Origin of the sequence: uncultured Ruminococcus sp. (genome assembly GCA_902785355.1) — a bacterium.
GTDB lineage: Bacteria > Bacillota > Clostridia > Oscillospirales > Acutalibacteraceae > Ruminococcoides.
In genome coordinates this window covers 21,556-47,179 of sequence record CACZYF010000013.1, presented here as the reverse complement: position 1 = coordinate 47,179, position 25,624 = coordinate 21,556, and the positions used below count along the sequence as shown (strand labels likewise).

Sequence of the window (25,624 nt, the reverse complement as noted above, 5' to 3'; positions counted from 1 at the left end):
CCCTCTACAAATCATAATCTATGTTGTACCTTACAGTTTATACACAACGTTGCCGGTGATCCAGTTGGTACGGTAGAGTCGCGGGACGCGCTTAGACACGGCGCAGAGCACTTCGTAGCTGATGGTGTCGCCCCAGCGGGCGATATCTTCAGCGGTGGGTTCACCATCCTTACCGTTGCCGAATACGACAACGACGTTACCGACCTCAGCTTCGGGGAAATCGGTCACGTCCAGCATGGTCTGATCCATGCAGATACGTCCGATGATCTTACAGTTCTTTCCGAACTTCTTGGTCTTATCCCATACGAACATATAACCGTCCTCGGCATAAGCGCGTATGTAGCCGTCCGCATAACCGACCGGCACGGTAGCGATCCGCATATCACGCTCGGCGGTATAGGTTCTGCCGTAACTGACGGTGGTACCTGCCTTGACGGTCTTGACATGAGAGATCAGGGTCTTGAGGCGCATAGCGGGACGCAGGTCAAGCGCATGGCGCATGCAGTCCGACGGCGCATAGCCGTACAGGATGATGCCCGCGCGAACCATATCGAGCCGCATCGCGGGATAATCCATGATCGCGCCGGAATTGGAGCAGTGGCGGATCTCAAAACGGATCCCCGCCCTCTCGAGCGCGTCTACGGTATGGACGTAGTTCTCATACTGTCTGAGTGTATAATCCTCACCGCGATCACCGTCATCCGCTACCGCAAAATGGGTGAAGATACCTTCGGGGATAATATGAGGTAAGGTACAAGCTTCTTTTATTTCTAATATAGAATTATTGTCACGGGGAAACTCCTGACACATAAAGCCGATACGGCTCATGCCGGTATCGAGCTTGATATGCGCCTTAACATCTACGCCGGACTGCTCGCACTGAGCCGACAGCTCACGGGCATAATCGAGGCTGTAGACTGCCTGAGAGATATTCTGACGTGAGAGATCGCGGCAGCGGTTCGCGGGCGTATAGCCGAGGATCAGGATAGGCTCCGTGATATCGGCACGCCTGAGCTCCAGCGCCTCATCAAGGTTGGATACGGCAAGGAAATCTACGCCAAGCTCATGATAGAGCTTACAGATCTCTACCGCGCCGTGACCGTAGCCGTCCGCCTTGACGACACAACAGAGCTTGACGCCCTCACCGATCTGCGCACGGATCGCCTCGTAATTATGCTTGATCGAATCCATATTGATCTCCGCCCAAAGCCGGCGGGTAAACAGTAAATTCTCTTCCAAATCTGTCACCTCGTAAAGAAATGCATATATAAGTATTATAATACAAACGGCGGCTTTTTACAATATATAGATAAAAATAATTGGCTTGACAAGGAATAGACCGAAGTATAGAATGGAGTACAGAATACATAAGGATGTGAAAACATGAAAAAAGCATCGAATCATACAAAGAGCAAGATCGTCTCGGCAGCGTGGCAGCTGTTCTATGATCAGGGCTTCGAGAATACGACCGTCGACGAGATCATCAAGCTATCCGGCACCTCCAAGGGATCGTTCTATCACTACTTCGACAGTAAGGACAACCTGATCGGCTCGCTTGCGTATCTATTCGACGAAAAATACGCGGAGCTGGAGCAAAAGCTCGACTATGACCGCGACGCGATCGAGAACATGATCTATCTCACCCGCGAGCTTTTCATGATGATCGAGAACAACATCGATATCGAGCTTTTATCACGTCTGTACGCGCAGCAGCTCTCTAAACGAGGCGAAAAAGAGCTGCTCGACCAGAGTCGGCTGTACTACCGCCTGTTAAAGAAGCTGGTACAGCAGGGACAGTCGCGCGGCGAGATCACACGCCGGAAATCCTCCGCGGAGATCGTTCGGCTGTACGCGATCGCGGAGCGGGCGCTGCTGTATGACTGGTGTCTTCACGGCGGGGAATATTCGCTCGCGGAGTATGCGGGGAACACCATGCCGCTCTTCCTCAGCGGCATCAGAGAGAGGCAATAAGTATAGGATTGCTGCCCAAATTTATTTTTCGTCAAGTATTCAGTCTGTTATAGAGTCTTGTTATAAAACAGCTTTATAACAGACTATTTATTATATTATCCTATAATTGTACTGAGTTTAGTCTATACTTTATTCTATCTTGCGTTTCACTCTTCGATGTGTTAAAATACAAAAGTGCAAATACAAATGACCGATCTGTTTTACGTCTATGACCGAACAAAATCGGTCCCTATATTTATTGGAGGGAAAAGAATGTCAACAAACACCATTATCATTCTGGTTGCTTTTGTCGTGTACATGGGAATCATGATCCTCATCGGCGCAATGAACAGCAAGCAGAGCAACAACGAGGACTACTTCCTCGGCGGCAGAGGTCTCGGCTCATGGACGGCAGCGCTCTCGGCACAAGCGTCCGATATGAGCGGCTGGCTGCTGATGGGTCTGCCGGGTGCGATCTATGTCGCCGGTACCGGCGAGGTCTGGATCGCGATCGGTCTTCTGATCGGTACCATACTCAACTGGTTCCTCGTAGCGCGCAGGCTGAGAAAGTACACCATCGTCGCGAACAACTCGCTGACCATTCCGAGCTTCTTTGAGAACCGCTTTCATGACAAGAAGGGCGTGCTCAAGATCGTTTCCTCGGTCATCGTCATCGTTTTCTTCGCGGTCTACACCGCCTCTGCTTTCGCTTCGGGCGCTAAGCTCTTTGCGAACGTATTCGGTACCGGCGCCGACGACCGCACTGCTTACATGATCGGTTTGATCGTCGCGGCTGTCGTTATTCTGGTCTATACCCTGCTCGGCGGTTTTAAGGCGGTCTGCTACACCGACTTTATCCAGGGGCTGCTGATGCTGGTCGCGATCCTGGCGGTTCCGATCATCGCGTATATCGGTATCAACGGCGACTTAACCGGCGCGCTGAGCGCAAAGGGCGTCAACGATCCCGCAGGCTTCGTCAGCCTGATGAAGGACGGTGACGGCAACCCGATCACCGCTGTATCCATCATCTCCAACCTTGGATGGGCGCTGGGCTACTTCGGCATGCCTCATATCCTCGTTCGCTTCATGGCGATCAAGAGCGACAAAGAAGTCAAGAAAAGCCGTATCATCGCTATCGTATGGGTCATCCTGTCTTTGGGAGCGGCTTCCTTCCTCGGTCTGATCGCACGCGGCTTCCTGAATGAGGATCTTGTCGCAAGCGGCAAGTCTGAGGTCGTATTCATCAAGACCATCCAGCAGATTTTCTCCAACAACGTCTTCCTTGTTTTCATCGGCGGCGTCTTCCTCTGCGGTATCCTCGCGGCGATCATGTCCACCGCTGACAGCCAGCTGCTGGTAACCGCCTCCGCGGTATCCGAGGATATGTACAAGGGCGTCATCAAGAAGGACGCGAGTGAGAAGAGCGCACTGAACGTCGGCAGGATCGCCGTCGTCGTCGTCGCGATCATCGCTTTCGTGATCGCTCTCGATCCCAACTCCTCCGTCATGGGTCTGGTATCCGACGCCTGGGCTGGCTTCGGCGCAGCCTTCGGTCCGATCATCCTGCTGTCCCTGTTCTGGAAGCGTTTCAACCTGCCCGGTGCTATCGCGGGTATGATCACCGGTTTCGCGACCGTTATCCTGTGGGACTACATCCCCTTCGGCGGCGAGACCCTGTACGCTAAGACCGGTCTGTACTCTCTGGTACTCGGCTTTGCACTGGCGCTGATTGTCGCGGTTGTTGCGACCCTCATCACCAAGGCTCCCTCGAAGGAGATCGTCGAGGAATTCGAGAAGGTCAATACTGTCGAGATCTGATATTTAATACTATTGCGAGGCATTTATGCCGCGGCAATCTCAACCGAATACAATCTTCCATCCGCTCCCGGTCATCGGGGGCGGTTTTTATATAACACCGGATACAGATGTAATGTTGAATGCGATTTCATCATGCCAAACATCATTTTTCTTTACGCAAATTAACAATGACACGATTTTTACCGATTATTACAAGAATGACACTAAGCACAAGATATTGTGGTATAGGGTTTTTCTGTCACAATAAATTGTTATAATTCTTTTAAAGATATCATTTTCAAAAATCATATCAAATTCCACAAAGAATTATTTATTTATCGTGTAAATTAACAATTGATTTCGCGGCGGTAATCTGTTATATTATGACAGGATTTTGACCCGTTCACAAGATATAGTGGCGGGCGTACTTTTTGTAACAAAAGAGTTACAGCAGAACCAAGATGAAGACAAAGGAGATTAAGTTAACATGATCCGTAAAATCGTGAAGCGTGACGGACGCGCGGTTGAATTCAACAAGGACAAGATCACAAATGCCATCTACAAGGCGGCGCACGCGATCGGCGGCAACGACTATGAGAGCGCCGAGAATCTCGCTGCAAAGGTAATGGAATACCTCGAGGCGGAGGATAACCAGACCCCCACCGTCGAGCATGTACAGGATACTGTCGAGAAGATCCTGATCGAGAACGGCCACGCAAGAACCGCAAAAGAATTCATTCTCTACCGCGCAGAACGTACCCGCGTGCGCGAAATGAACACCAAGCTGATGAAGATCTATGAAGATCTGACCTTTAAATCCGCTAAGGATAACGACGTCAAGCGTGAGAACGCCAACATCGACGGCGACACCGCAATGGGTACGATGCTCAAATACGGTTCCGAGGGCGCGAAGGAATTCTACCAGATGTATGTCCTCGATCCGAAGTTCTCGAAGGCGCACCGCGAGGGCGATATCCACATCCACGACCTCGACTTCCTCACTCTGACCACTACCTGCTGCCAGATCGATCTGTTAAAGCTCTTCAAGGGCGGCTTCTCCACCGGCCACGGCTTCATCCGCGAACCGAACGATATCTCTACTTATGCCGCGCTCGCGTGCATCGCGATCCAGTCCAACCAGAATGACCAGCACGGCGGTCAGTCCGTACCGAACTTCGACTACAGCATGGCGCCGGGTGTTACAAAGACCTATAACAAGCGTTATCGCGCAAATCTCAGCCGCGGCGCTGAGCTTCTTGCCGACGACGAGAATGCCAAGGATAGCATCGAGGCGATTTGTGCCGCCGCAGAGGCAGCTACCGGCGAGATGGCGAAGCTCGAATCCACCGCTGAGTATGAAGCGAAGGAGCTCGAACTTCTCACCGAAAAATACGGCGAGAAGATTGCCGGAAAGCTCCAGCGCTTTGCGAAGAAGCACGCGCTCGCCGAGACCGACCGCGCGACCTTCCAGGCGATGGAGGCTGTCGTACACAACCTCAATACCATGCACTCCCGTGCGGGCGCTCAGGTACCCTTCTCTTCCATTAACTACGGTACCGATACCACCCCCGAAGGTCGTATGGTCATCAAGAATATCCTGCTCGCGACCGAGAAGGGTCTGGGCAACGGCGAGACCCCGATCTTTCCCGTTCACATCTTCAAGGTCAAGGAGGGTATCAACTACAACCCCGAGGATCCGAACTACGACCTCTTCAAGCTCTCCTTCCGTGTATCGGCGAAGCGCCTCTTCCCCAACTACGCCTTCATCGACGCACCCTACAACCTCGCTTACTACAAGCCCGGTCATCCCGAGACCGAGATCGCATACATGGGCTGCCGTACCCGCGTCATCGGCAACCGTTACGATCCGAGCCGTGAGATCACCTACGGCAGAGGCAACCTGAGCTTTACCTCCATCAACCTGCCCCGACTCGCGATCCTCTCCAACAAGAACGTCGATTTCTTCTTCGATCAGCTCGACCGCATGGTCGACCTCGGTATCGCTCAGCTTCTCGAGCGCTTCGAGATCCAGTGCCAGAAGCACGTACGCAACTATCCCTTCCTGATGGGTCAGGGTGTATGGATCGACTCCGAGAAGCTCAGTATCGACGACGAGGTACGCGAGGTACTCAAGCACGGCACGTTAAGCCTCGGCTTCATCGGTCTGGCAGAGACGCTGGTCGCCCTGATCGGCAAGCATCACGGCGAGTCGGAAGAAGCCCAGCGCTTAGGCCTTGAGATCGTCTCCTTCATCCGCAAGAAGCTCGATAAGAAAGGCGAAGAGACCGGTCTGAACTTCACCTGTCTGGCAACTCCCGCCGAAGGTCTGTCGGGACGTTTCGTCCGCATAGACAAGGAGCGCTTCGGCGTGATCAAGGGCGTCACCGACCGCGAATACTACACCAACTCCTTCCATGTACCGGTCTACTATCCGATCAGCGCCTTTGACAAGATCAAGATCGAAGCTCCCTATCATGCGCTGACCAACGCCGGTCATATCTCATACGTTGAACTGGACGGCGATCCGTCCGAAAACCTCGAGGCATTCGAGCAGGTCGTTCGCTGCATGAAGGAGGAGGGCATCGGCTACGGCTCGATCAACCATCCTGTTGACCGCGACCCTGTCTGTGGCTACACCGGCATCATCGGCGACTACTGCCCGCAGTGCGGACGCAAGATCACCAAGGAAGGCTCCGGCGTCGAGCGTATCCGCCGCATTACCGGCTATCTCGTCGGTACCCTCGACCGCTTCAATAACGCGAAGAAGGCGGAGGTGCAGGACCGCGTCAAGCACAGTATTCTCGAAGATGATTGCGGCTGTGAGTTGGAAGCGATCTAATCCCAAAAACTAATTCACATAGGGCGGGGACTCACTCCCCGCCCTGTTTAGTCACATAAAGGAGCAAATCATGGATCATCAAAAAACACCCCTCAGGCTTGCGGGCGTAGTGCGTGAGAGCATCGTAGACGGTCCCGGTATCCGTATGACGGTATTCGTACAGGGCTGTCCGCATCACTGCAAGGGCTGTCACAACGAGCACACATGGGATTTTGACGGCGGCTATATGAGCTCTGTCGAGCGCATTTTGGAGGAAGCGGCAAAGGATAAGCTGCTGTACGGCATCACGCTCTCCGGCGGAGAGCCGTTCACTCAGGCTGAATCGCTCACGGTACTCGCCAAGGGCGCTCACGAGATGGGCTTGAACGTATTCTGCTTTACCGGCTATACCTTTGAAAAGCTCTACAGCATGTTTGACACTCACCCCGAGTACAAAGCGTTGCTGGAGCAATGCGACTGGCTGGTGGACGGGCCGTTCATCGAGGAAGAAATGAGCCTGATGCTCCATTTCCGTGGCAGCCGAAACCAGCGTATCCTGAATGTCAAGGAATCGCTCGCGCAGGGTAAGGCGGTATTATCCGATATCAATTGAACAAACAGCGAAAGGCGTCGGATCACTCCGGTGCCTTCTCTTCGTGTGTCTTTACAAAACCAGATAGAACTGTTGCGTTTGCAATAGCCTAACTGCTTTACTGTGCGGTCGCAAACTGCTGCTTGAGCTGATCGACCTTCTGCTGTTCGACCTGAGCGACGTTATACCAGCCCTTGTCGGTCATCTTCGCGAAGATCTCGCTCTGCATACTCAGCGAATCGTCATAAGCGGCGTTGAACGCACCCTGTACGTTGCTGTTAGCGGACTCGACCGCGCCGTGCATATACAGGTCGCAGCAGCCCTTCTCGAGAAGCAGAAGATTCTGCATCAGATTTCTGTCATCCATGTTTCTTTCCTCCTTACAGCAGTCCGTAGAAACGGCTGAAGATCTCTTTGTGGCGTGCGGCGTACTTCTCTACGCAGGATCTCAGAGCGGGATCGCTCAGGCTCTGCGCGGTCTCGGCGCACTTCTGCTGAAAATACTGCTCATGTCCGAGGGCGTCCTCAATATAAAGCAACTCTTTGTCGGTCATATCATTACCTCCTGAATATTTGGTAATGATAGTATGGGCGTACAAATTAAGATTATACAAACATACATCAAAAAAAGCCTGCTCCGAAGAACAGGCTTTTTTCTATAAAAGAATTTTAAACGATTAATACATACCGCCCATATCGGGTGCGGCGGGAGCAGCGGGAGCGGGCTCCTTGATGTCGGCAACAAGGCTCTCGGTGGTAAGAACCATCGCAGCGACAGAAGCCGCGTTCTGCAGAGCGGAACGGGTGACCTTGGTCGGATCAACGATACCGGCAGAGATCATGTCGGTGTATTCCTCGTCGAGCGCGTTGAAGCCGTAGCCAACCTTGCCCTCGCGCTTGATGTTCTCAACGATAACAGATCCTTCAAGGCCTGCGTTCTTCGCGATCTGCTTGATCGGGGCTTCGAGCGCCTTGAGAACGATCTGTACGCCGGTCTTGGTATCGCCGGTAGTAGTCTCGAGCAGCTTCTCAACCGCGGGGATCGCGTTGATCAGCGCAACGCCGCCGCCTGCAACGATACCTTCCTCAACAGCCGCCTTGGTAGCGGAGAGAGCGTCCTCGATACGGAGCTTCTTCTCCTTCATCTCGATCTCGGTAGCAGCGCCGACCTTGATGACAGCTACGCCGCCGGCGAGCTTCGCCAGACGCTCCTGCAGCTTCTCGCGGTCGAAATCGGAGGTAGTGGACTCGATCTGCTGACGGATATGGCTGACGCGGTTCTTGATCTCGTTCTGATCACCTGCGCCGTCAACAATGATGGTGTCTTCCTTGGTGATCTTGACCTGACGCGCGCGACCGAGCTGATCGATAGTAGTGTCCTTAAGCTCCAGACCGAGATCGGAGGTAATCACGGTACCGCCGGTAAGAATCGCGATATCCTGCAGCATCTCCTTACGTCTGTCGCCAAAGCCCGGAGCCTTGACCGCAACGCAGGTGAAGGTGCCACGCAGCTTATTCAGCACAAGAGTAGTCAGCGCCTCGCCCTCAACGTCCTCAGCGATGATGACGAGCTTTCTGCCGCTCTGGACGATCTGCTCGAGCAGAGGCAGGATCTCCTGGGTATTGCTGATTTTCTTATCGGTGATCAGGATGAGCGCGTCGTCGATCTCAGCGACCATCTTATCGGTATCGGTGACCATGTAGGGAGCGATATAACCGCGGTCGAACATCATACCCTCGACGACCTCGGAATAGGTTTCGGCGGTCTTGGACTCCTCGACCGTGATAACACCGTCGGTGGAGACCTTCTCCATCGCCTCGGCGATCAGCTTACCGATATATTCATCAGCAGAAGAGATCGTGGCAACGCGAGCGATGTCATCGGTACCGGAGATCGCCTTGCTGTTCTCGGTGATTGCCTTAACAGCCTCATCGACCGCCAGCGCGATACCTTTCTTCAAAACCATGGGGTTCGCACCCGCGGCAACGTTCTTCATACCCTCGTTGACAAGAGCCTGAGCGAGCAGGGTTGCGGTAGTGGTACCGTCACCGGCTACATCGTTGGTCTTGACGGAAACTTCTTTCACGAGCTGAGCGCCCATATTCTCAAAGGCGTCCTCAAGCTCGATCTCCTTCGCAATGGTAACACCATCGTTTGTAATCAGCGGAGCGCCGAACTTCTTATCCAGAACAACGTTGCGTCCCTTGGGACCTAATGTGATCTTAACGGTATCGGCGAGCTGGTCGATACCGGACTGGAGCGCCTTGCGGGCGTCCTCACCGTAAGCAATCTGTTTAGCCATAAGTCATAACCTCCCGAATTATTCTACGATTGCCAGAATATCACTCTGACGTACAATAGTGTACTCTTCGCCGTCGACCTTGACGTCGGTACCGGCATACTTAGACGCGATAACCTTGTCGCCGACCTTCAAATACATTTTCACCTCGTTGCCGTCTACGATTCCGCCGGGGCCAACTGCGATAACATTCGCGTACTGGGGCTTCTCCTGAGCGGCAGTGGACAAAACAATACCGGAAGCGGTTGTCTCCTCCGCGTCGTCGAGTTTTAAGACGACCTTATCGAGTAAGGGTTTGATTGTCATATCTATTCCTCCTTATAATGTTAAGCTGTGATTTAGCACTCTCTATCTTTGAGTGCTAAACATATTTTATACCATATTATTGGAAAAATCAAGGGGGTTTTTGCGATTTCATAAAAAGTTAATAAATACAGCTCTGCTATACAAAAAACCGCCTGCAAAACGCAAGCGGTATTCATAGTTCGGTTATTCCTTTAAGGTTTCGGCTGCCGCGGTCTCGGTCGGAATCTGAACCTCGGTGGGTTTTTCATAGACCTGTACCTTAGACTGTGCGGTAGCAGGAATCTTAATGCCGAGTTTATCGACAACCTCCTGATTGATCAGGTTATCACAGTCGTGCTTATAAATCACGCTCAGGGTCGCGGGATCCTTCTTGTTAAACAGGATATCGACCGCCATACCCGCCGCTTTTCTGCCGATAGAGCTGTGATTGACCACGCTGGTAGCGAAAGCGCCCTTCGCAAGCGTCGCTTCATCGCCGCAGATAACAGGGATCTTGTTTTCAATCGAAAAATCAGTAATCGTCTTGAGATGCTTATTCAGGAACTTATCGACAGGGATATAGACTACATTGGTCTTAGCCGTCTTGATTTTATCGAGCGTTGACAGAAGTGTTTTCTCACTATCTACGATATACTTCTCACAGGTCAGACCGATGTTCTCCGCTTCCTTTGAGGCGATGATACCCTGGGAAACAGCGTCGGTATCAGTGCCGCTGTACATAACCGCAATACTCTTGGCTTCGGGTAAGAGCAGCTTGACCAGATCGATCTGTTCAAAGCAGGGCGGAAAGCTCGATACGCCGGTCACATTACCGCCGGGCGCTTCATTGGTTGCGACCAACCCTATCTCATCAGGGCTGTTGACCGCACCGAAAACAACGGGGATATCCTTGGTGGTATCCTTCGCCGTCACACTCGCGTAGCGTCCGATGGTATAGAGAAGATCACAATCACCTGTCGCAAGCTGTTTGATTTTCGCCGCGCACTGTTCTTTATCATCCTCAACAATATAGACGATATCCAGGTTTCCCAGTACGCCGCGTTCATTGAGCTCGGAGATAAAGCCCTCATAGCACGCCTTGCTGGCGTCGCCGAGTCCGTTCTGAACGATGCCGACCTTATAAAGCTTCTCGGGCTGGGTCTCAGGTTCATCGGTCGTCGCAGGGAACAGCGTCTCAAGCGGCGCGACAGTCTCAACATTTCCGAGACCTGTAGGATAAAAGAACCGATAAACTGCGTAGCCCGCTCCGCCGATCACGGCAAAGATCAGGATAACGCTGATAGTAACAATGATCGTTTTTTTCATGAAATCCTCCTTTGGCAGTCGATCGACTGCATTGGATTCAGTTTTTCAGCCGTATTGAGCATCAAAGAGTTCTGTGCCAGGCTGCAGATCGAAGTATTATCCTTATATATAATAGTCTATTTTTATACAAATGTCAAATTTCAGCCGTTTTGCAAGAAATAACAGCCCTCGAAGGAACCATTCGAGAGCCGTATCCTTTTATTTGAAATACTGATACACCTGACATTTCAGCGTTCCGTTGTAGAGCTTACGGCGCTTGTCAGCCGGTCTGCCGAAAAGCTGCTCAAAGCTGTCATCAGGGGAAATGATCGTATAGGAATGGAAAGGCAGCTTTAAAAACTTCTCTCCCATCACGCGGTACAACTCACGAGCCTCGCGAATATCAAGCATCCGCTCGCCGTAGGGCGGGTTGGTGATCACGCTGACGCGCTCATGATCGTCGGTGTAATCGCGGATATCGCGCTTCTCAAAAATGATCCTGTCGCCGACTCCGGCAAGCTCGGCATTGCGTCGAGCGAGGGTGAGCACCTCGTCATCGATATCGTAACCGTAGGCAATGAAGGACACATCACGCCTCTCCCCCGCTCTCGCTTTGTCGCGTTCCGCTTGGATGACAGTAGGATCGACCTGGCTCCATTCCTCAAAAGCGAAAGAGCGATCGATGCCGGGCATAATATTCAGCGCCTTGCGCGCCGCTTCAATGAGGATGGTGCCGCTGCCGCAGAACGGATCGACGACGGTGTGATTCGGTCGCACACGGGCGAGCTCTGTCATCGCCGCAGCGAGCGTCTCCTTGATCGGAGCGCCGCCGGACAGAGAGCGGTAGCCGCGCTTGTTCAATGCTTCGCCCGTGGTATCAAGGTAAATACTGACGCGGTTTTTGAAGATACGAAACTGGATCTGATGGATACCGCCGTCCTCTTCAAACCAGTCGGTACGGTAAGATTCACGGAGCTTTTCGACGACCGCCTTTTTGATGATCTTCTGGCATGCAGGAATCGAATTAAGGGCAGAATCCAGGCTGCTTCCCTTGACCGGGAAAGCATTATGCTCGCCGATAAAGGCGCTCCAATCCGATGCCCTTACACCCTCGAACAGCGTATCGAAATCCCGTGCCTCGAACTCCGACATCAGGATAAAAATACGCGCGCACAGACTCGAACAAAGATTAGCTCGAATCATCGTCGCGTAGTCGCCGCTGAACAGTACTCTTCCGTTCTCGGCACGAACGCCCTCGATTCCTTTGAATTTCAGCTCATTTGCCGCTAATCCTTCAAGTCCCAGAAGACAGGGAGCTACAAACCGCATACTATCAACTCCATACAGAAAGCGGACAGCAGGAACGCTGTCCGCTTAGGGTTATTCATTCATTCGATCGGTTACCGGAGCGTTACTCGCCTACGGTCGGCACAAGCAGACCGTACTTGCCGTCGTCACGCAGGTAAACCACGTTGACCTCGTTGGTCTCAGCATTGGTGAACACAAAGAACTTGTGTCCGACCATGTTCATCTGCAGAATCGCCTCGTCGACCGAGATCGGCTTGACGGGAATCTCCTTGGTGCGTACTACAGAGTAATCCTCCTCTGCTACGGGCTCATCCACAGGAGCAACAAGCTCCTCGAGTGAGCCTTGTCTGAGGCGCTTTTCCAGCTTCGACTTATTCTTACGCAACTGACGTCCCAGCACGTCTACGCACTTATCAACAGCGTCGTTCATCTCAGGCATCGTCTTCTCAGCTCTGTAAACCATCGACTTGTCGCGGATGGTGATCTCAACAGTCTGAGAGTTTTTATCTACGGTAACAACAACAAACGCCTCAGCATCATCGGAAAAGATCTTGTCGAACTTTTTGAGCTTTTTCTCGACTCTGTCTTTGAAGTTGTCCCTCAGATTAACCTTGCGTTCGGTATAGGTAATCTTCATAATAATGCCTCCCAGCAATAATTTATTTACGACCGCCGCCGTTCCCACGACGGGAATAGCCGCGGCTCTCGCCACGCTTAAGGTCGGACATCTTGTCCTCAGAGGTACGCTTGAACTTGCTCATCATATCCTCGAAAGAACCGCCCGACGAGGAGCTCTGCCACTCGAAGTCACCGGGAGAGGTAACGGGAGGAGCGGGCTCGTATTTTCTCTTGGGTTTTCTCTGATCAAACTGCTTAGGCTTACGGGAGCCGGCAGATTTTTTTGCGCCGTCGACGGGCTTCTCCATCTGCTTTAAGGACAGCGCCACCTTACCGTCTTCGGACACGGACAGCACCTTGACGGTGACAGCCTGTCCGATCTTTAAAACGCTCTTGATATTCTCAACGTAAGAATGAGAAATCTCGGATATATGGATCATACCGCGAGAGCCGTCCTCCGTCTCGACAAACGCGCCGAAGCCGGTAATGCCTGTGATCTTTCCGTTTACAATTGCACCTACACTTAAAGCCATTCAGATTATAACCCCTTAATTAATCTATCAAACCGCATACGCGGGATAACGCTTTTACTCGCCGGTAACGTTAACAAAAACCCTCTCGCCCTCACGGATGTAATCGAGGTCATCACGGGCGATCTGCTCCACCAGCGCCGAAAAATCAGAGCCGGTAGAATCATAGAGCTTCTGCATCTCATCGTTCTTGATCTCCTGTACGGTGATCTGCTCCTCGAGCTGATCAAGCTCGGCACGGCGCTCACGGATCTGCGCCTGGATACCGATTATGGAAACCATCGAATAAATCAGGAAAGCGACCGCAGCCAAAGAAAGCAGCACAAATACGGGTCGGGAAATAAAGCTCCTACCCTCTTCGCGCTCCTTCTCAGGCGCCGCCGCCTTTACTTCTGCTTTTTTTGAACTTCTTCTGCTCATGTATTCTATCCTTTCGATCGGCTCCGGCCTTCACCTTTGCCGAGCGGTGAATTTTCAATCGACCGATTGCACAATGATACAACCTATCTATTATTACACCTACATTATACACTAAACCATGTGTCATTTTCAATAGCAAATCATAAGTTTTTTCAATTATTTTGTGAACCTTTTGTATAGTTTTGCGCAAAAATGAAGTCAAAGGTGTATAAATCTTGCCCATTATGCTGCCGACGGTAAATCGATAAAGCAGAAAAGCCGCCGCTTCGCCGGCTACTACAAAAACCCGTACCTCCCCTTTATTGAATGGTAACGCCATGATCGACGTTGCAAAACCGCACAACGCAAAGAACAGGATATCCGTTACTGTCACCGCAGTACGCCTCAGCTTAAACAACATTCGTAAAGCTCGCAGGATATCGTAAGCAGCTCCCATCACAAGCCCTAACGCTAATGACCACAGGAAATAGGCTCCCTGTGCCGAGAGTGATAACCCCATCAGCGGAACAATCGCGAACGCAGAGAACCCGACGAAGCGCCGAGGTACTGCAACGAAGTGATCCTGCCGTCGATCACGACGTCACCACTGTCGAGGCTGAGCTTACTGATATGCAGTCCGCTTCCCTTGACGACCAGAGAACAGTCGGAGAGCTTGACGCTGATGGTCTGCTCGTCAAAGCCCGGTACATCCTCCACACCGGTCAGGGTGAGCAGACTGCGGTTATCGAGCGTAAGCAGATGCGGCTTTTTAACGGTATTATCGGACAAAAAAATCCCCCCATAATCTTATCAATAGATTATATGGGAGGATCAAAAGATTTATGATTACTCGATTAAAGAGGCGTGTACATCGTGCCTGCGTCTTCCTTACGGACAGTCTCGGCAACCTTTTCGACGCGGAATTTGACGGAGCGGGACTCGAAATTCAGTTCCACCACATCGCCGACCTTCACATCATAGGACGCGCGGGCAACCTTGCCGTTGACTGTCGCCTTGCCCGCGTCGCAGACCTCGTTAGCGACGGTACGGCGCTTGATGATGCGCGATACCTTCAAATACTTAAAAACCTTTATCATCTATTGCGCTATATTTCGTATAGCTTTGTTGGGCTCCTTGACAGGCGCCAGCCTGTCTGCGTCTCCCGTCGCGCTATCCGAAACATATCACTAATATCTGATTAAATCTTTTTATCAAGGATTAGTATAACGTTATTATAGCTGCGAATCCGTCCAACGTCAAGTGGCTGCACTATTACGAAGAACGAAAAAGTCCCGACGAATCGGGACTTTCATATAGGACAGTAAGCACTGTCAACAGCGCGAGATGATCCGTGCCGTCGATTACTTTTCACTCAGAAGCTTGTTGAGCTCCTCCATAAAGGTGTTGATATCCTTAAACTGGCGATAAACGGAAGCAAAGCGAACATACGCGACCTCGTCGACGTTCCTGAGCTGATCCATGGTCAACTCGCCGATATGCAGTGAAGTCACCTCGCGGTCGAGAGAGCTCTGGAGCTGTGCCTCAATAAAATCGACCATTTTCTCGATCTGCTGGACAGAGACCGGGCGCTTTTCACATGCGCGCAGAATACCCCCGGTCAGCTTAGCGCGGTCAAAGACCTCGCGACTCTTGTCACGTTTGACCACAACGATCGGAACGGTCTCGATCACCTCATGGGTGGTGAAACGTTTGCCGCACTTGAGGCATTCACGGCGGCGTCGAATACGCTCGCCCTCATCCGCGGGACGGGAGTCGATAACCTTGCTTTCTTCATATCCGCAATAAGGACACTTCATCTTTACACCCCATATCATGTATTATATTTCTACAAAGAAATTATAATGCATAGATATAGTATTGGCAAGTAAATTTTTTGTAATCTGTTGTTACAAAACAGTAGGCTTACATCAAGGGTTTCAGCGCACGATCGAAGATACCGTTCATCTCGGCGATCGCGATACCGTAGTTGACCATGGGGATACCCGCCGATTCAGCTGCACTCTGGCGATACTGCATCTCCTTCTCATTGAGCATACAACCGCCGCAGTGGATGATAACCTTGTAAGGAGAAAGATCATCGGGGAAGCCGGTACCGGAGGTGAAATCATAAGAGATATCTGCGTTTGCATACGCTTTCAGCCAAGCGGGAAGCTTCACGGTGCCGATATCGCCGCACTGGCGGTGATGGGTACAGCCCTCAGAGATCAGTACCTTATCGCCGTCCTTCAGGGATTTCAGGGCGTTTGCGCCCCTGATCAAACCGTCCAGATTACCTTTATAGCGCGCGAAAAGGATCGAGAACGAGGTCATTGGGATATCGGCGGGAGTATCGGCGGCGACCCGCTTGAACGCCTGGGAATCGGTGATCACCAGAGCAGGGCGAGCTGTAAGCTTTGCGAGAGTCGCTTTCAGCTCCGTATCCTGACAACAGAGCACAGTGCAGTGGTGATCGAGCAGTTCGCGTAATACCTGCTGCTGGGGCAGAATGATACGTCCCTTGGGAGCAGATTCGTCGATCGGGATGACCAAAACGACGGTATCGCCCTCGGAAAGGAGATCGGCAACAATAAGCTTAGGCTTTGAATCGCTCTTGACCAGCGTTGCTAAACGCTCCTTCAACTCTCCTATCCCCTGACCTGTCAAGGCACTGACATACAGCTCATGCTCTTTGGGCTTTGGAGTTTCGGGCAAAAGATCGGATTTATTATACGCGATCAGATACGGCAGTCGGCGGCTCTTGAACTCTTCCAAAAGTGCCCGATCCGCATCGGTAATTCCAACCGTCCCGTCAACGACCAGAACAGCGATATCCGTCTTGCGGAGCACCTCGCGGGTGCGTTCGACCCTGAGCGCGCCGAGAGTGCCCTCGTCATCAAAGCCCGGGGTATCGATGATGACCACGGGACCCAGCGGCAGGAGCTCCATCGCCTTCTGCACGGGATCGGTCGTAGTACCGAGGGTATCAGACACGACGGAGATCTTCTGATTGGTAACAGCGTTGACGACGCTGGATTTACCCGCGTTGCGGCGTCCGAAAAAAGCGATATGCGGCCGCTCGGCGGAAACAGTAGTGTTTAACGACATAGTAATGCCTCCGGCAGATAATAGTTAAGTAGACAATGATTAATTCGAGTACGCAAATCGCGCAGTCAGATTTTTCGTCAGAGTGTCCAAACAATCCGCGTGCATACTGTCGTATGGATAAGGATTTTTGGGCAGTTTGGCGGAAAAGCTGCAGCATACTGTCGTATGGATAAGGATTTTTGGGCAGTTTGGCGGAAAAGCTGCAAGTGAGTTGCGTGCTCAGCCGTCAGGCGTGAATTAATCAGTGGCTACTTAAGAGATAACAGTGAAGGGGGCTGCGCCCTCACCCGATCAACAGGAATTCAAAACGCAAAGCGTTTCCCGCAACCGTAAACCGTTCACCATTAACCGTTCTCCGATCAGAATCTGAAATCTCTGCGGTTAGAGCTCTTGATATCCTCGATATTCTGCGCCGCGATCGCACGCACCTTCTCCTTGGGGATGCGCCTCAGTTCCTTCTCGATCATATCGAAGCCGATCGCCTTTGTCTCGGGAGAGGCGTAGTCTACAAGGTACTCGGCAAGCGTCATCAGCGCATTGGGATGGCAGCAATTGAGTATCTGTCCGCTCTTACACAGCGACATAAAGCGGTCGCCGGTTCGCCCCTCGCGGTAGCAGGCGGTACAGAAGGACGGGATATGGCCGCTCTGCATCAGCCACGCGACAACCTCGTCGAGAGTGCGCTGATCGGACACATCGAACTGCTCGGTATCATGGGGGCGGAGCTTCTGGGTATAGCCGCCGACGGAGGTACGCGAGCCGCCGGATACCTGAGAGATACCGAGACGCAGAAGCTTACTGCGGACGGCCTCGGACTCGCGGGTGGAGATAATCATACCGGTATAGGGTACCGCCAGTCGGATGCAGGCGGTGATCTTCTCGAAGGTCTCGTCGTCGATACCGCCGTCGAACTCGTCGGGGTCAATATCGTCGGCGCGCTTGACGCGGGGTACGGAGATCGTGTGCGGGCCTACGCCGTGGACAGCTTCGAGGTGCTCCGCATGCATCAAAAGACCCGCGAACTCATACTTATACAGCTCCAGTCCGAACAGCACACCCAGACCGACGTCGTCGATACCGCCGAACATCGCTCTGTCCATCGCCTCGGTGTGATAATCGTAATCGTGCTTGGGACCGGTGGGATGCAGGTGGAGGTAGCTCTCCTTATGGTAGGTCTCCTGGAACAGGATATAGGTGCCGATACCCGCGTCCTTGAGCTTGGTGTAGTTCTCTACGGTGGTAGCGGCGATATTAACGTTCACACGGCGGATCGCGCCGTTCTTGTGCTTGATGCTGTAGATGGTGTCGATACACTCGAGGATGTACTCGATCGGATTCATCACAGGATCCTCGCCGCTCTCGATCGCGAGGCGCTTGTGACCCATATCCTGCAGGGCGATGACCTCCGCCTTGACCTCCTCCTGGGTGAGCTTCTTGCGGGGGATGGTCTTATTCTTCATATGATAGGGGCAGTACAAACAGCCGTTGACGCAGTAATTGCTCAGATACAGCGGCGCAAAGATAACGATACGGTTGCCGTAGAAGGCGAGCTTGATCTCCTCGGCGATCTCATAGATACGCTTGGTGACCTCGGGATCCTCACAAGCAAGCAGAACGGAGGCTTCGCGGTGAGTCAGACCGTTGCAGCGGCAACCGCCGGCGGTCGGGATCGGGCGAGCCTTCTCGAGGATCGAGTTGATCAGCTCCATATTGTTCTTGTTCTTCTCCGCGTATTCCAGTGTTTCGCGAATCTCTTCATCGTTGATAAACTCCTCCGCATGGAGGGATTTCGGATCATAAACAGCCATGATAATATCTCCTTTATAATAATTACATTCAGTTGATGTTGCCGCAGCCCGCTACGGAGCCTAAAAGCAACAAGCTAAATAGAGGCGTATGCGGTCTTGACCGAGACGCCCTCGAGAGAGCCGATCCGACCGCTCAAAGCGGCGATCTTATCCTGTGGCGCGTCGACCGCTACGCTGATCAGCCGCACACCGCGCTCCTTATAGGGTACACCCATACGTCCGATCACATAGTCCGAGAAGTTCGACAGTAGATTGTTCAGCTCAGCGGTAGAGCTGTCGTTCTCGACGATAATGCTGATGACAGCAACTCTTGTTTCCATAATACCTCCTTTACAGCGGCTTCGTTTACCGCAGGCAAAGTGACAAAAAAGCCGCGCTCTGCGGCGCGGCAAATACACTTGTCCCATGATAGGATAAAAGTCAACTTGTCGGCGCCTTCTACTCAGGACAGCAGAGCTATCCTTTATGTCAGGTCATCCTATGATTCTATAGTACCACAACCGCGCGATTTCGTCAATGGAAATCAAGGAAAAGGGGCGCGAAATATTTGACATTTTCCGACAAGTTCTGTATAATCCAGTTAGTTCATACTAAGCAGTTGAGAAAGCTGCGGCTCCTTTAAAGCCGCGCAATGAGACTATTGAGTATAAAGAGGCATGCCTATGATCAGCGAAAGCGGCAGAGCGCGCATCTACAAATTTGATAATGTAAAGCTGTTGGTAATGGTGCTGGTCGTCGTCGGCAGCTTTGCCGAGGAGTTCACCGACAAGAGCGATATGTTCCGCAGCTGGTTCGTTTTTGTCAGCTCATTCACCGCGCCGATGTACATCTTCCTCAGCGGGCTGTTCCACAAGCAGTACAAAAAAGACAGCAAGCCGAATATCCAGAAGGCGGGTTACTATCTGATACTGGGAATCCTTTTGAAGATCATCATCTTCCTCATGCGCCGCTGGAACGGCGAGGACGTGGGATTGGATATGTTCGGCGGTGCTACGATGGAGTGGTACCTCTTCGTCGTATTCATGTATAATGTCACGATGTACCTGCTCAGGCGCGTAGATTATCGAATCGTGCTGATCGGAACGGTGCTCATCGGAACGCTGGCGGGATTTCTGCCGCTGAGAGATGAATTCTATCTAATGCGCTACTGCGTCTTTCTGCCGTTCTTTGCGGCGGGTTATTACCTGACGCCGCATACGGTACGCCGTTTTTCTCATAAAACGCAGGTCAAGCTGGCGGGCGTTGCCTTCCTGATCGTGTACTTTGTGCTGTGCTTCAGGATGCGTGAAGCGATCTATCCCCTTAGGATGCTGTTCACGGGGCGTAATCCCTACAATATTATTCCCATCGAGGGCTGTACCTTCTATCACAGACTGCTGTGCTACGGCATCTCGGCGGTACTGATCATCTCGGTACTCGCCTGTGTGCCTAACCGCAAGGTACCCCTGCTGACGCGCATGGGGCGCAACACACTGGGCGTCTATTTCTGGCACTATCCCGTGGTGCTTCTGCTCTGGCACGTGGGCGCGTACGACCTGCTGTTGCCGCTGGGCGATCCGTTGTGGAAGATCACGGTCCTGACGATCGCGGTCATCGTAGGCCTGCTGCTCTCAATGAGAGTATTCAGCATTCCGCTCAAAAAACTGGAAGCACTGCTTGCAAAGCTCCCCCTTGTTCCCTCCCTGATCCTGTACGGCGTGATCCTTGCCGCTGCTGTCGTCGTCAATCTGGTGACGGTTTAAAGCCAAACTTAAAATGACGAACCCCGCAAGGCTTTCAACCAAAAGCCCTGCGGGGTGTTTTTATACATTATCTCACCAGTTTATCCCAGAGGACGACCTCTCCTTTTACGAGGGTCTTTTGCATGTCGATCACGCGCTGGTTCTCACTGCCTCGAAACTGGAGCATCAAGCTGCGGCGCTCCTCCATATAGGGACCATCAACCAAGATGTCGACCAAGCGGAGCAGTTCATCAGTATCGGGGGTGTGCTTACGCCCGCCATCTACCAGATCACGATCATAGACAAAGCCGGTAAACGCCCAGACGGTCTTTTCGGGAAAACGCTCCTTTACCCGTCTGACAAACGGCAGCAAGGCAAGCTGATTCTCAGGCTCAAAGGGCTCGCCGCCGAGGAGAGTCAAGCCGTCGATATAGGAAGGCTCAAGACTTTCCAGAATCACGTCCTCCGTTTCTTTTGTAAACGGTTCACCGTAGGAGAAGTCCCATGTCTCGGGCTGGAAGCAGCCCTTACAGCGGTTGGTACACCCGGACACAAACAGCGTCGTGCGTACCCCTTCCCCATCGGCGATATCATTATATTTGATGTTGCAATAGTTCATAAAAGGTAAGAGGCAGAAATCGAAAGCCGGGAATAGAAGGCAGTATGATCACATAACCATTTCCGCCGGATAAACAACTCCTCGCTCCTCACTTCTCACTCCTCACTATTAAAGATGCAGAACGCGGTCGCGGATCTCCTGAGTGCGTCCCTGGTTCCAGTACTGAGTACCGATGTAGCCGCAGGTACGGCGGGCAACGTTCATCTTATCCTGATCGCGGTTGCCGCAGTTCGGGCACTCCCATACGAGCTTGCCGTCCTCCTCTACGATCGAGATCTCGCCGTCATAACCGCAGACCTGGCAGTAATCGCTCTTTGTGTTCAGTTCAGCGTACATGATGTTGTCATAGATGAACTTCATGACCTGCAGAACAGCCTTGATGTTGTTCTGCATATCGGGAACCTCAACATAGCTGATCGCGCCGCCGGGACTGAGTGCCTGGAACTTCGCCTCAAATTTAAGCTTCGAGAACGCATCGATCTCCTCGGTGACATGAACATGGTAGGAGTTGGTGATATACCCCTTATCGGTGATGCCTTCGATCACACCGAAGCGCTTCTGCAAACACTTCGCGAACTTGTAGGTCGTGCTCTCGAGCGGCGTGCCGTAGAGCGAAAAATCGATGCGGTGCTTCTCCTTCCAGCCCTTACAGGCGTCATTCATATGCTGCATCACCTTGAGGGCGAAGGGCTCGCCGTCGGGGTCGGTATGGCTCTTGCCGGTCATGTACTTGACGCACTCGTACAGTCCCGCGTAGCCCAGAGAAATGGTGCTGTAGCCGCCGTAGAGCAGCTTGTCGATGGTCTCGCCCTTCTGTAATCTCGCGAGAGCGCCGTTCTGCCACAGGATCGGAGCAGCGTCGGAGAGCGTACCCTTGAGTCGGTTGTGGCGGCACATCAAAGCGCGATGGCACAGCTCAAGCCGCTCGTCAAAGATCTGCCAGAACTTCTCCATATCGCCGCCGGAGGACAGAGCGATATCGGGCAGGTTGAGGGTTACGACGCCCTGGTTGAAGCGACCGTAGTACTTCGGCTGACCGTTCTCATCCACATAAGGGGTCAAAAAGCTGCGACAGCCCATGCAGGTGTAACAATGGCCTTCGCCGTTCTTGTCTATCTTCAGCTCCAGCATCTTCTTCTCGGAGATATAATCGGGAACCATGCGCTTTGCAGTACACTTTGCGGCGAGCTCGGTGAGATACCAGTAAGGCGAATCCTCATGGATGTTCTGCTCCTCGAGCACATAGATCAGCTTCGGGAACGCGGGGGTGATATACACGCCCTTCTCGTTCTTTACACCCTGAATACGCTGTTGTAAGGTCTCTTCGATAATCAGGGCGAGATCCTTCTTCTCCTGCTCGTTGCGGGCTTCGCCGAGGTACATGAACACGGTAATGAACGGTGCCTGACCGTTAGTTGTCAGCAGGGTGACGACCTGATACTGGATGGTCTGGACGCCGCGGTTGATCTCCTCGCGGACACGTCGCTCGACGATCGGCTCGACCTTCTCCTTAGTCGGTATCACGCCGAGTTCATCGAACTCCTTCAAGACCTGCTTGGTGATCTTCTGACGGGAGACCTGTACGAAGGGCGCTAGGTGGGTCAGCGAAATCGACTGCCCGCCGTACTGGTTAGAGGCGACCTGTGCGATGATCTGGGTCGCGATATTACACGCGGTAGAGAAGCTGTGGGGCTTCTCGATCATCGTACCGCTGATGACAGTGCCGTTCTGCAGCATATCCTCAAGGTTGACGAGGTCACAGTTGTGCATGTGCTGGGCAAAATAGTCCGCGTCATGAAAATGGATGATACCTTCCTCATGCGCCTTAACGATATCCTCGGGCAGAAGGATTCGTTTGGTTATATCCTTGCTGACCTCGCCCGCCATATAGTCGCGTTGAACGGAGTTGACGGTGGGGTTCTTATTGGAATTCTCCTGCTTGACTTCTTCGTTATTGCACTCGATGAGGGTCAGGATCTGGTTATCGGTGGTGTTAGCGACGCGCGCGAGCGAGCGGGTGTAGCGATAGCGGATATAGAGCTTGGCGGTCTCGTATGCGCCGAGCTTCATGATCTCGGTCTCGACGAGCTCCTGGATCTCCTCAACGGACAGAGCGCGGCTGACGCAGGCGCCGGTATCGGCGATCGTCTTGGCGATACCCTCGATCTGGGCGTCAGTGAGAAGTCTGCCGTTGATGTTGGCACAGTCCGCCTTACGGACGGCGTCAATGATTTTTTGCGGGTTAAAGGTCTCTTCAGAGCCGTTACGCTTGATAATCTTCATGTTGCTCTCCTTTGTTTCTGTTTATCTGATATCTGTTTTCAAGCACAGTACTATCTCAATATTTTGGTGTGGAACTCTAGTATAGCAACAATATATTGTGGTGTCAACAACAAAAACACAATATCTCGGTTACAGCTTCGTCATTATTACAGAGAGGAAATTAGGTGTTTAAAATAATTTTGAAATAGTTATTGACAAAACCGGAATCATCTACTATAATACAAACAAACAGCTGTTTAAAAATATTTTGAAATAGAATGCCATTGAGATTGAACAAGCATCGAAATGTCATATTCTGCAGGAGGTGACTGTATGCCGTTAGGAAAAACCTTTAAGACCCTGTCCGATCCTCTCAGACGGGAGATCCTGACGCTGATCAAGCAGCATTACCGCATGTCGGCGGGTGAGATCGCCGAGGCGCTGGGGATCTCGCCGCAGTCGCTGAGCTACCATCTGAAGCTGCTCAAGGAGAGCGGTCTCGTGTTTGAGACAAAGGAAAAGAACTTCATCTACTATGAGCTGAACGCCTCGCTGTTCGACGAGCTGATCTTGTGGCTGAAGCAGTTCTGAACAATCGACCATATCGATCCTCCCCTGTCGGGGTGCTTCCCATAGAAAAAGGAAGCAGAGAAAGGAGTATATCATGAAAAGATTCAAAGCGATCCTCACCGCTATCCTGGCGGTTTTACCGATGATTTATACCGCGATCACGGTTTTCTTCATCATGCCCGACACCGTCGCGGCACACATCAACATCCACGGTCAGGTCGACCGCTACGGTTCGAAGTATGAAGCTTTCCTCTTACCTGCGATCATATTGGTTATGTATATTATAATATTCTTTATTAGAAAATTCACAATGAAATCATCGACCGATGACGACCGGACGCTCCGCAACCTCGACATCGGCGATACGGTTGTCATGCTGTTGCTGGTCTTACTGAACGCGATCGACGTCTTTGTCCTGTTCATGATGATGAAGCCCAAAGCCGTAATGAACGCCGAGAGTATCGCGACCGCCATCGTCTCCGTCATCGTCGGCGTCGTCTTTATCCTGCTGGGCAACATTATGCCGAAAACCAAGCCCAACGCGTTCTTGGGAATGCGGCTGAGCTTTGCGATGGATACCGACGAGCACTGGTACATCGCCAACCGCGCCGGCGGTATCGCGATGGTACTCTCGGGACTGGTCACCATCGCGGCAGGGCTGATTCTACGCAATGTCGGCTATGTTTTTGTCATGGTGATCGCGCTGATTGTATTTTTAACAGTTGCAATTCTTTATTCTTATGTTAAAATAAAGAAGAAGTAACGAAGGGCGGCCGTTTCGCGGTAATTCCGAAGCCCTCAGTCAGCGTTGCTGACAACTCCCTCAGAAAAGGGAGTCGGAACAGGAGTGTCTTATGCGAATATTTCGAATAGCTGAGATGAATATCGCCGTAGAGGCGAAATATGAAGAAACCTACGAGTATATGAGGGATTTTCTCTCCGACAGCGATAACTATGAGTTGTATATCGAGCCGACAGACGAGATGATACAGTACGAACTGGAGCTGGGCGAGGAGATACACGGCACCGCACAGAGCTTGTATATCTGTGAATCGGTCGCTATTCTGCGCGTTATCTGCGATTACATCATTGAAAGAGAGGGTTTCTTTCTGCACTGCTCCTGTTTGAGCTGTAAAGGAGACGCGATCATCTTCACCGCTCCTTCGGGAACGGGTAAGAGTACCCATTCTGCGCTGTGGCGCAGGCACTTCGGAGATGACGTCATAATGATCAACGATGATAAGCCGTTGGTTCGCAGAAAGGACGGCCGTTTCTATATCTACGGTACGCCGTGGAACGGCAAGCACAGCATCGGGAATAACATCAGTGCTCCGATCAAAGCCATCGTTTTTCTGGAGCAGGCTCCCGAAAACAGGGCGACTCCCCTCTCCCCGATCGACGGGCTGAGCCTCCTTCTTCAGCAAACGGTCCTGCCGAGTAACAAAACACAGTTGTCTGTACTGCTCGATCTGCTCGGAAGACTGGTAGAGACCGTTCCCCTGTATAAGCTGGGCTGCACCATCTCGGACGAAGCGGTCACAACGATCTATCAAGCGATCTATCCGGAATAGGATAAATGGTTGAGACATATTTATAGACAAAGCCTGACTCCGCCAAAACGGAATCAGGCTTTTTTC

27 protein-coding genes are annotated in these 25,624 nt (G+C 52.1%); 8 read left to right on the top strand and 19 right to left on the bottom strand.

Features of this window, described 5'->3' with window-relative positions:
* Positions 1–30: 30 nt before the first annotated feature.
* On the bottom strand, positions 31–1,239 hold the full coding sequence (alr, locus tag R2I50_RS04550; protein WP_316607935.1) for an alanine racemase: 1,209 nt from the start codon (positions 1,237–1,239) through the stop codon (positions 31–33).
* Positions 1,240–1,383: 144 nt separating this feature from the next.
* Between alr and R2I50_RS04545 the strand changes: the two genes are divergently transcribed.
* The 4 genes from R2I50_RS04545 to nrdG (R2I50_RS04530) all read left to right on the top strand — a co-directional run bounded on the left by R2I50_RS04545 (position 1,384) and on the right by nrdG (R2I50_RS04530) (position 7,178).
* The gene (locus R2I50_RS04545) at positions 1,384–1,971 is read left to right on the top strand and encodes a TetR/AcrR family transcriptional regulator (RefSeq protein ID WP_316607933.1); all 588 of its coding nucleotides are present in this window, start codon (positions 1,384–1,386) and stop codon (positions 1,969–1,971) included.
* Between the two features lie 252 nt (positions 1,972–2,223).
* Entirely contained in the window at positions 2,224–3,768 is a 1,545-nt protein-coding gene (gene putP / locus R2I50_RS04540) for a sodium/proline symporter PutP (RefSeq protein WP_316607931.1), read from the top strand.
* A 466-nt stretch (positions 3,769–4,234) separates the two neighbouring features.
* On the top strand, positions 4,235–6,586 hold the full coding sequence (locus R2I50_RS04535; RefSeq protein WP_316607930.1) for an anaerobic ribonucleoside triphosphate reductase: 2,352 nt from the start codon (positions 4,235–4,237) through the stop codon (positions 6,584–6,586).
* A gap of 70 nt (positions 6,587–6,656) precedes the next feature.
* Complete coding sequence (nrdG, locus tag R2I50_RS04530) at positions 6,657–7,178, top strand: anaerobic ribonucleoside-triphosphate reductase activating protein (RefSeq protein WP_316607929.1); 522 nt, start codon at positions 6,657–6,659, stop codon at positions 7,176–7,178.
* 97 nt (positions 7,179–7,275) lie between these two features.
* Here nrdG (R2I50_RS04530) and R2I50_RS04525 read toward each other — a convergent pair whose 3' ends face one another.
* The 16 genes from R2I50_RS04525 to R2I50_RS04450 form a co-directional block, all read right to left on the bottom strand.
* Positions 7,276–7,524, bottom strand: coding sequence for a spore coat protein (locus R2I50_RS04525; protein ID WP_186833304.1), 249 nt, complete (start codon positions 7,522–7,524; stop codon positions 7,276–7,278).
* 13 nt (positions 7,525–7,537) lie between these two features.
* On the bottom strand, positions 7,538–7,711 hold the full coding sequence (locus tag R2I50_RS04520; RefSeq protein ID WP_186833305.1) for a hypothetical protein: 174 nt from the start codon (positions 7,709–7,711) through the stop codon (positions 7,538–7,540).
* Positions 7,712–7,834: 123 nt separating this feature from the next.
* Entirely contained in the window at positions 7,835–9,460 is a 1,626-nt protein-coding gene (gene groL, locus R2I50_RS04515; protein ID WP_186833306.1) for a chaperonin GroEL, read from the bottom strand.
* Positions 9,461–9,478: 18 nt separating this feature from the next.
* Positions 9,479–9,763, bottom strand: coding sequence for a co-chaperone GroES (groES, locus tag R2I50_RS04510; protein WP_186833307.1), 285 nt, complete (start codon positions 9,761–9,763; stop codon positions 9,479–9,481).
* Between the two features lie 183 nt (positions 9,764–9,946).
* Complete coding sequence (locus R2I50_RS04505; protein ID WP_316607928.1) at positions 9,947–11,068, bottom strand: ABC transporter substrate-binding protein; 1,122 nt, start codon at positions 11,066–11,068, stop codon at positions 9,947–9,949.
* Between the two features lie 198 nt (positions 11,069–11,266).
* Positions 11,267–12,376 (bottom strand): class I SAM-dependent RNA methyltransferase, encoded by a 1,110-nt coding sequence (locus tag R2I50_RS04500; RefSeq protein WP_316607927.1) that lies wholly within the window; start codon positions 12,374–12,376, stop codon positions 11,267–11,269.
* A gap of 82 nt (positions 12,377–12,458) precedes the next feature.
* Positions 12,459–12,992: a ribosome hibernation-promoting factor, HPF/YfiA family gene (hpf, locus tag R2I50_RS04495; protein ID WP_316607925.1), complete on the bottom strand. Its 534-nt coding sequence runs from the start codon at positions 12,990–12,992 to the stop codon at positions 12,459–12,461.
* A gap of 22 nt (positions 12,993–13,014) precedes the next feature.
* Positions 13,015–13,506 (bottom strand): S1 RNA-binding domain-containing protein, encoded by a 492-nt coding sequence (locus R2I50_RS04490; RefSeq protein WP_316607924.1) that lies wholly within the window; start codon positions 13,504–13,506, stop codon positions 13,015–13,017.
* Positions 13,507–13,560: 54 nt separating this feature from the next.
* On the bottom strand, positions 13,561–13,923 hold the full coding sequence (locus R2I50_RS04485; RefSeq protein WP_316607923.1) for a septum formation initiator family protein: 363 nt from the start codon (positions 13,921–13,923) through the stop codon (positions 13,561–13,563).
* The gene (yabQ, locus tag R2I50_RS04480) at positions 13,874–14,422 is read right to left on the bottom strand and encodes a spore cortex biosynthesis protein YabQ (RefSeq protein WP_316607922.1); all 549 of its coding nucleotides are present in this window, start codon (positions 14,420–14,422) and stop codon (positions 13,874–13,876) included. Before yabQ ends, R2I50_RS04485 begins: the two co-directional genes overlap by 50 nt.
* Positions 14,422–14,691 carry a YabP/YqfC family sporulation protein gene (locus tag R2I50_RS04475; RefSeq protein ID WP_316607920.1) on the bottom strand — a complete coding sequence of 90 codons (270 nt, stop codon included), beginning with the start codon at positions 14,689–14,691 and terminating at the stop codon, positions 14,422–14,424. The genes yabQ and R2I50_RS04475 overlap by 1 nt, the downstream gene beginning before the upstream one ends.
* A gap of 65 nt (positions 14,692–14,756) precedes the next feature.
* Positions 14,757–14,996, bottom strand: a complete 240-nt coding sequence (locus tag R2I50_RS04470; RefSeq protein WP_316607963.1) for an RNA-binding S4 domain-containing protein — start codon at positions 14,994–14,996, stop codon at positions 14,757–14,759.
* 267 nt (positions 14,997–15,263) lie between these two features.
* Complete coding sequence (nrdR, locus tag R2I50_RS04465) at positions 15,264–15,719, bottom strand: transcriptional regulator NrdR (RefSeq protein ID WP_316607918.1); 456 nt, start codon at positions 15,717–15,719, stop codon at positions 15,264–15,266.
* 106 nt (positions 15,720–15,825) lie between these two features.
* Positions 15,826–17,007, bottom strand: coding sequence for a [FeFe] hydrogenase H-cluster maturation GTPase HydF (hydF, locus tag R2I50_RS04460; RefSeq protein WP_316607917.1), 1,182 nt, complete (start codon positions 17,005–17,007; stop codon positions 15,826–15,828).
* A gap of 359 nt (positions 17,008–17,366) precedes the next feature.
* A complete protein-coding gene (hydG, locus tag R2I50_RS04455) occupies positions 17,367–18,815 on the bottom strand; it encodes a [FeFe] hydrogenase H-cluster radical SAM maturase HydG (protein WP_316607916.1) in 1,449 nt (482 codons plus the stop codon).
* 74 nt (positions 18,816–18,889) lie between these two features.
* Entirely contained in the window at positions 18,890–19,135 is a 246-nt protein-coding gene (locus tag R2I50_RS04450; RefSeq protein WP_316607915.1) for a TM1266 family iron-only hydrogenase system putative regulator, read from the bottom strand.
* Between the two features lie 342 nt (positions 19,136–19,477).
* Here R2I50_RS04450 and R2I50_RS04445 point away from each other — a divergent pair, with 342 nt between their 5' ends.
* The gene (locus R2I50_RS04445) at positions 19,478–20,557 is read left to right on the top strand and encodes an acyltransferase family protein (RefSeq protein WP_316607913.1); all 1,080 of its coding nucleotides are present in this window, start codon (positions 19,478–19,480) and stop codon (positions 20,555–20,557) included.
* 67 nt (positions 20,558–20,624) lie between these two features.
* On the opposite strand, the gene nrdG (R2I50_RS04440) is transcribed toward R2I50_RS04445, so the two are convergent.
* On the bottom strand, positions 20,625–21,155 hold the full coding sequence (nrdG, locus tag R2I50_RS04440) for an anaerobic ribonucleoside-triphosphate reductase activating protein (protein ID WP_316607912.1): 531 nt from the start codon (positions 21,153–21,155) through the stop codon (positions 20,625–20,627).
* Positions 21,156–21,263: 108 nt separating this feature from the next.
* Positions 21,264–23,438 carry an anaerobic ribonucleoside-triphosphate reductase gene (gene nrdD, locus R2I50_RS04435; protein ID WP_316607911.1) on the bottom strand — a complete coding sequence of 725 codons (2,175 nt, stop codon included), beginning with the start codon at positions 23,436–23,438 and terminating at the stop codon, positions 21,264–21,266.
* Between the two features lie 312 nt (positions 23,439–23,750).
* Here nrdD and R2I50_RS04430 point away from each other — a divergent pair, with 312 nt between their 5' ends.
* The 3 genes from R2I50_RS04430 (at position 23,751) to R2I50_RS04420 (ending at position 25,558) form a co-directional block, all read left to right on the top strand.
* On the top strand, positions 23,751–24,008 hold the full coding sequence (locus R2I50_RS04430) for a metalloregulator ArsR/SmtB family transcription factor (RefSeq protein ID WP_316607910.1): 258 nt from the start codon (positions 23,751–23,753) through the stop codon (positions 24,006–24,008).
* Between the two features lie 73 nt (positions 24,009–24,081).
* A complete protein-coding gene (locus R2I50_RS04425; RefSeq protein WP_316607909.1) occupies positions 24,082–24,750 on the top strand; it encodes a DUF1648 domain-containing protein in 669 nt (222 codons plus the stop codon).
* A gap of 91 nt (positions 24,751–24,841) precedes the next feature.
* Positions 24,842–25,558 (top strand): hypothetical protein, encoded by a 717-nt coding sequence (locus R2I50_RS04420; protein ID WP_316607908.1) that lies wholly within the window; start codon positions 24,842–24,844, stop codon positions 25,556–25,558.
* Positions 25,559–25,624 lie beyond the last annotated feature (66 nt).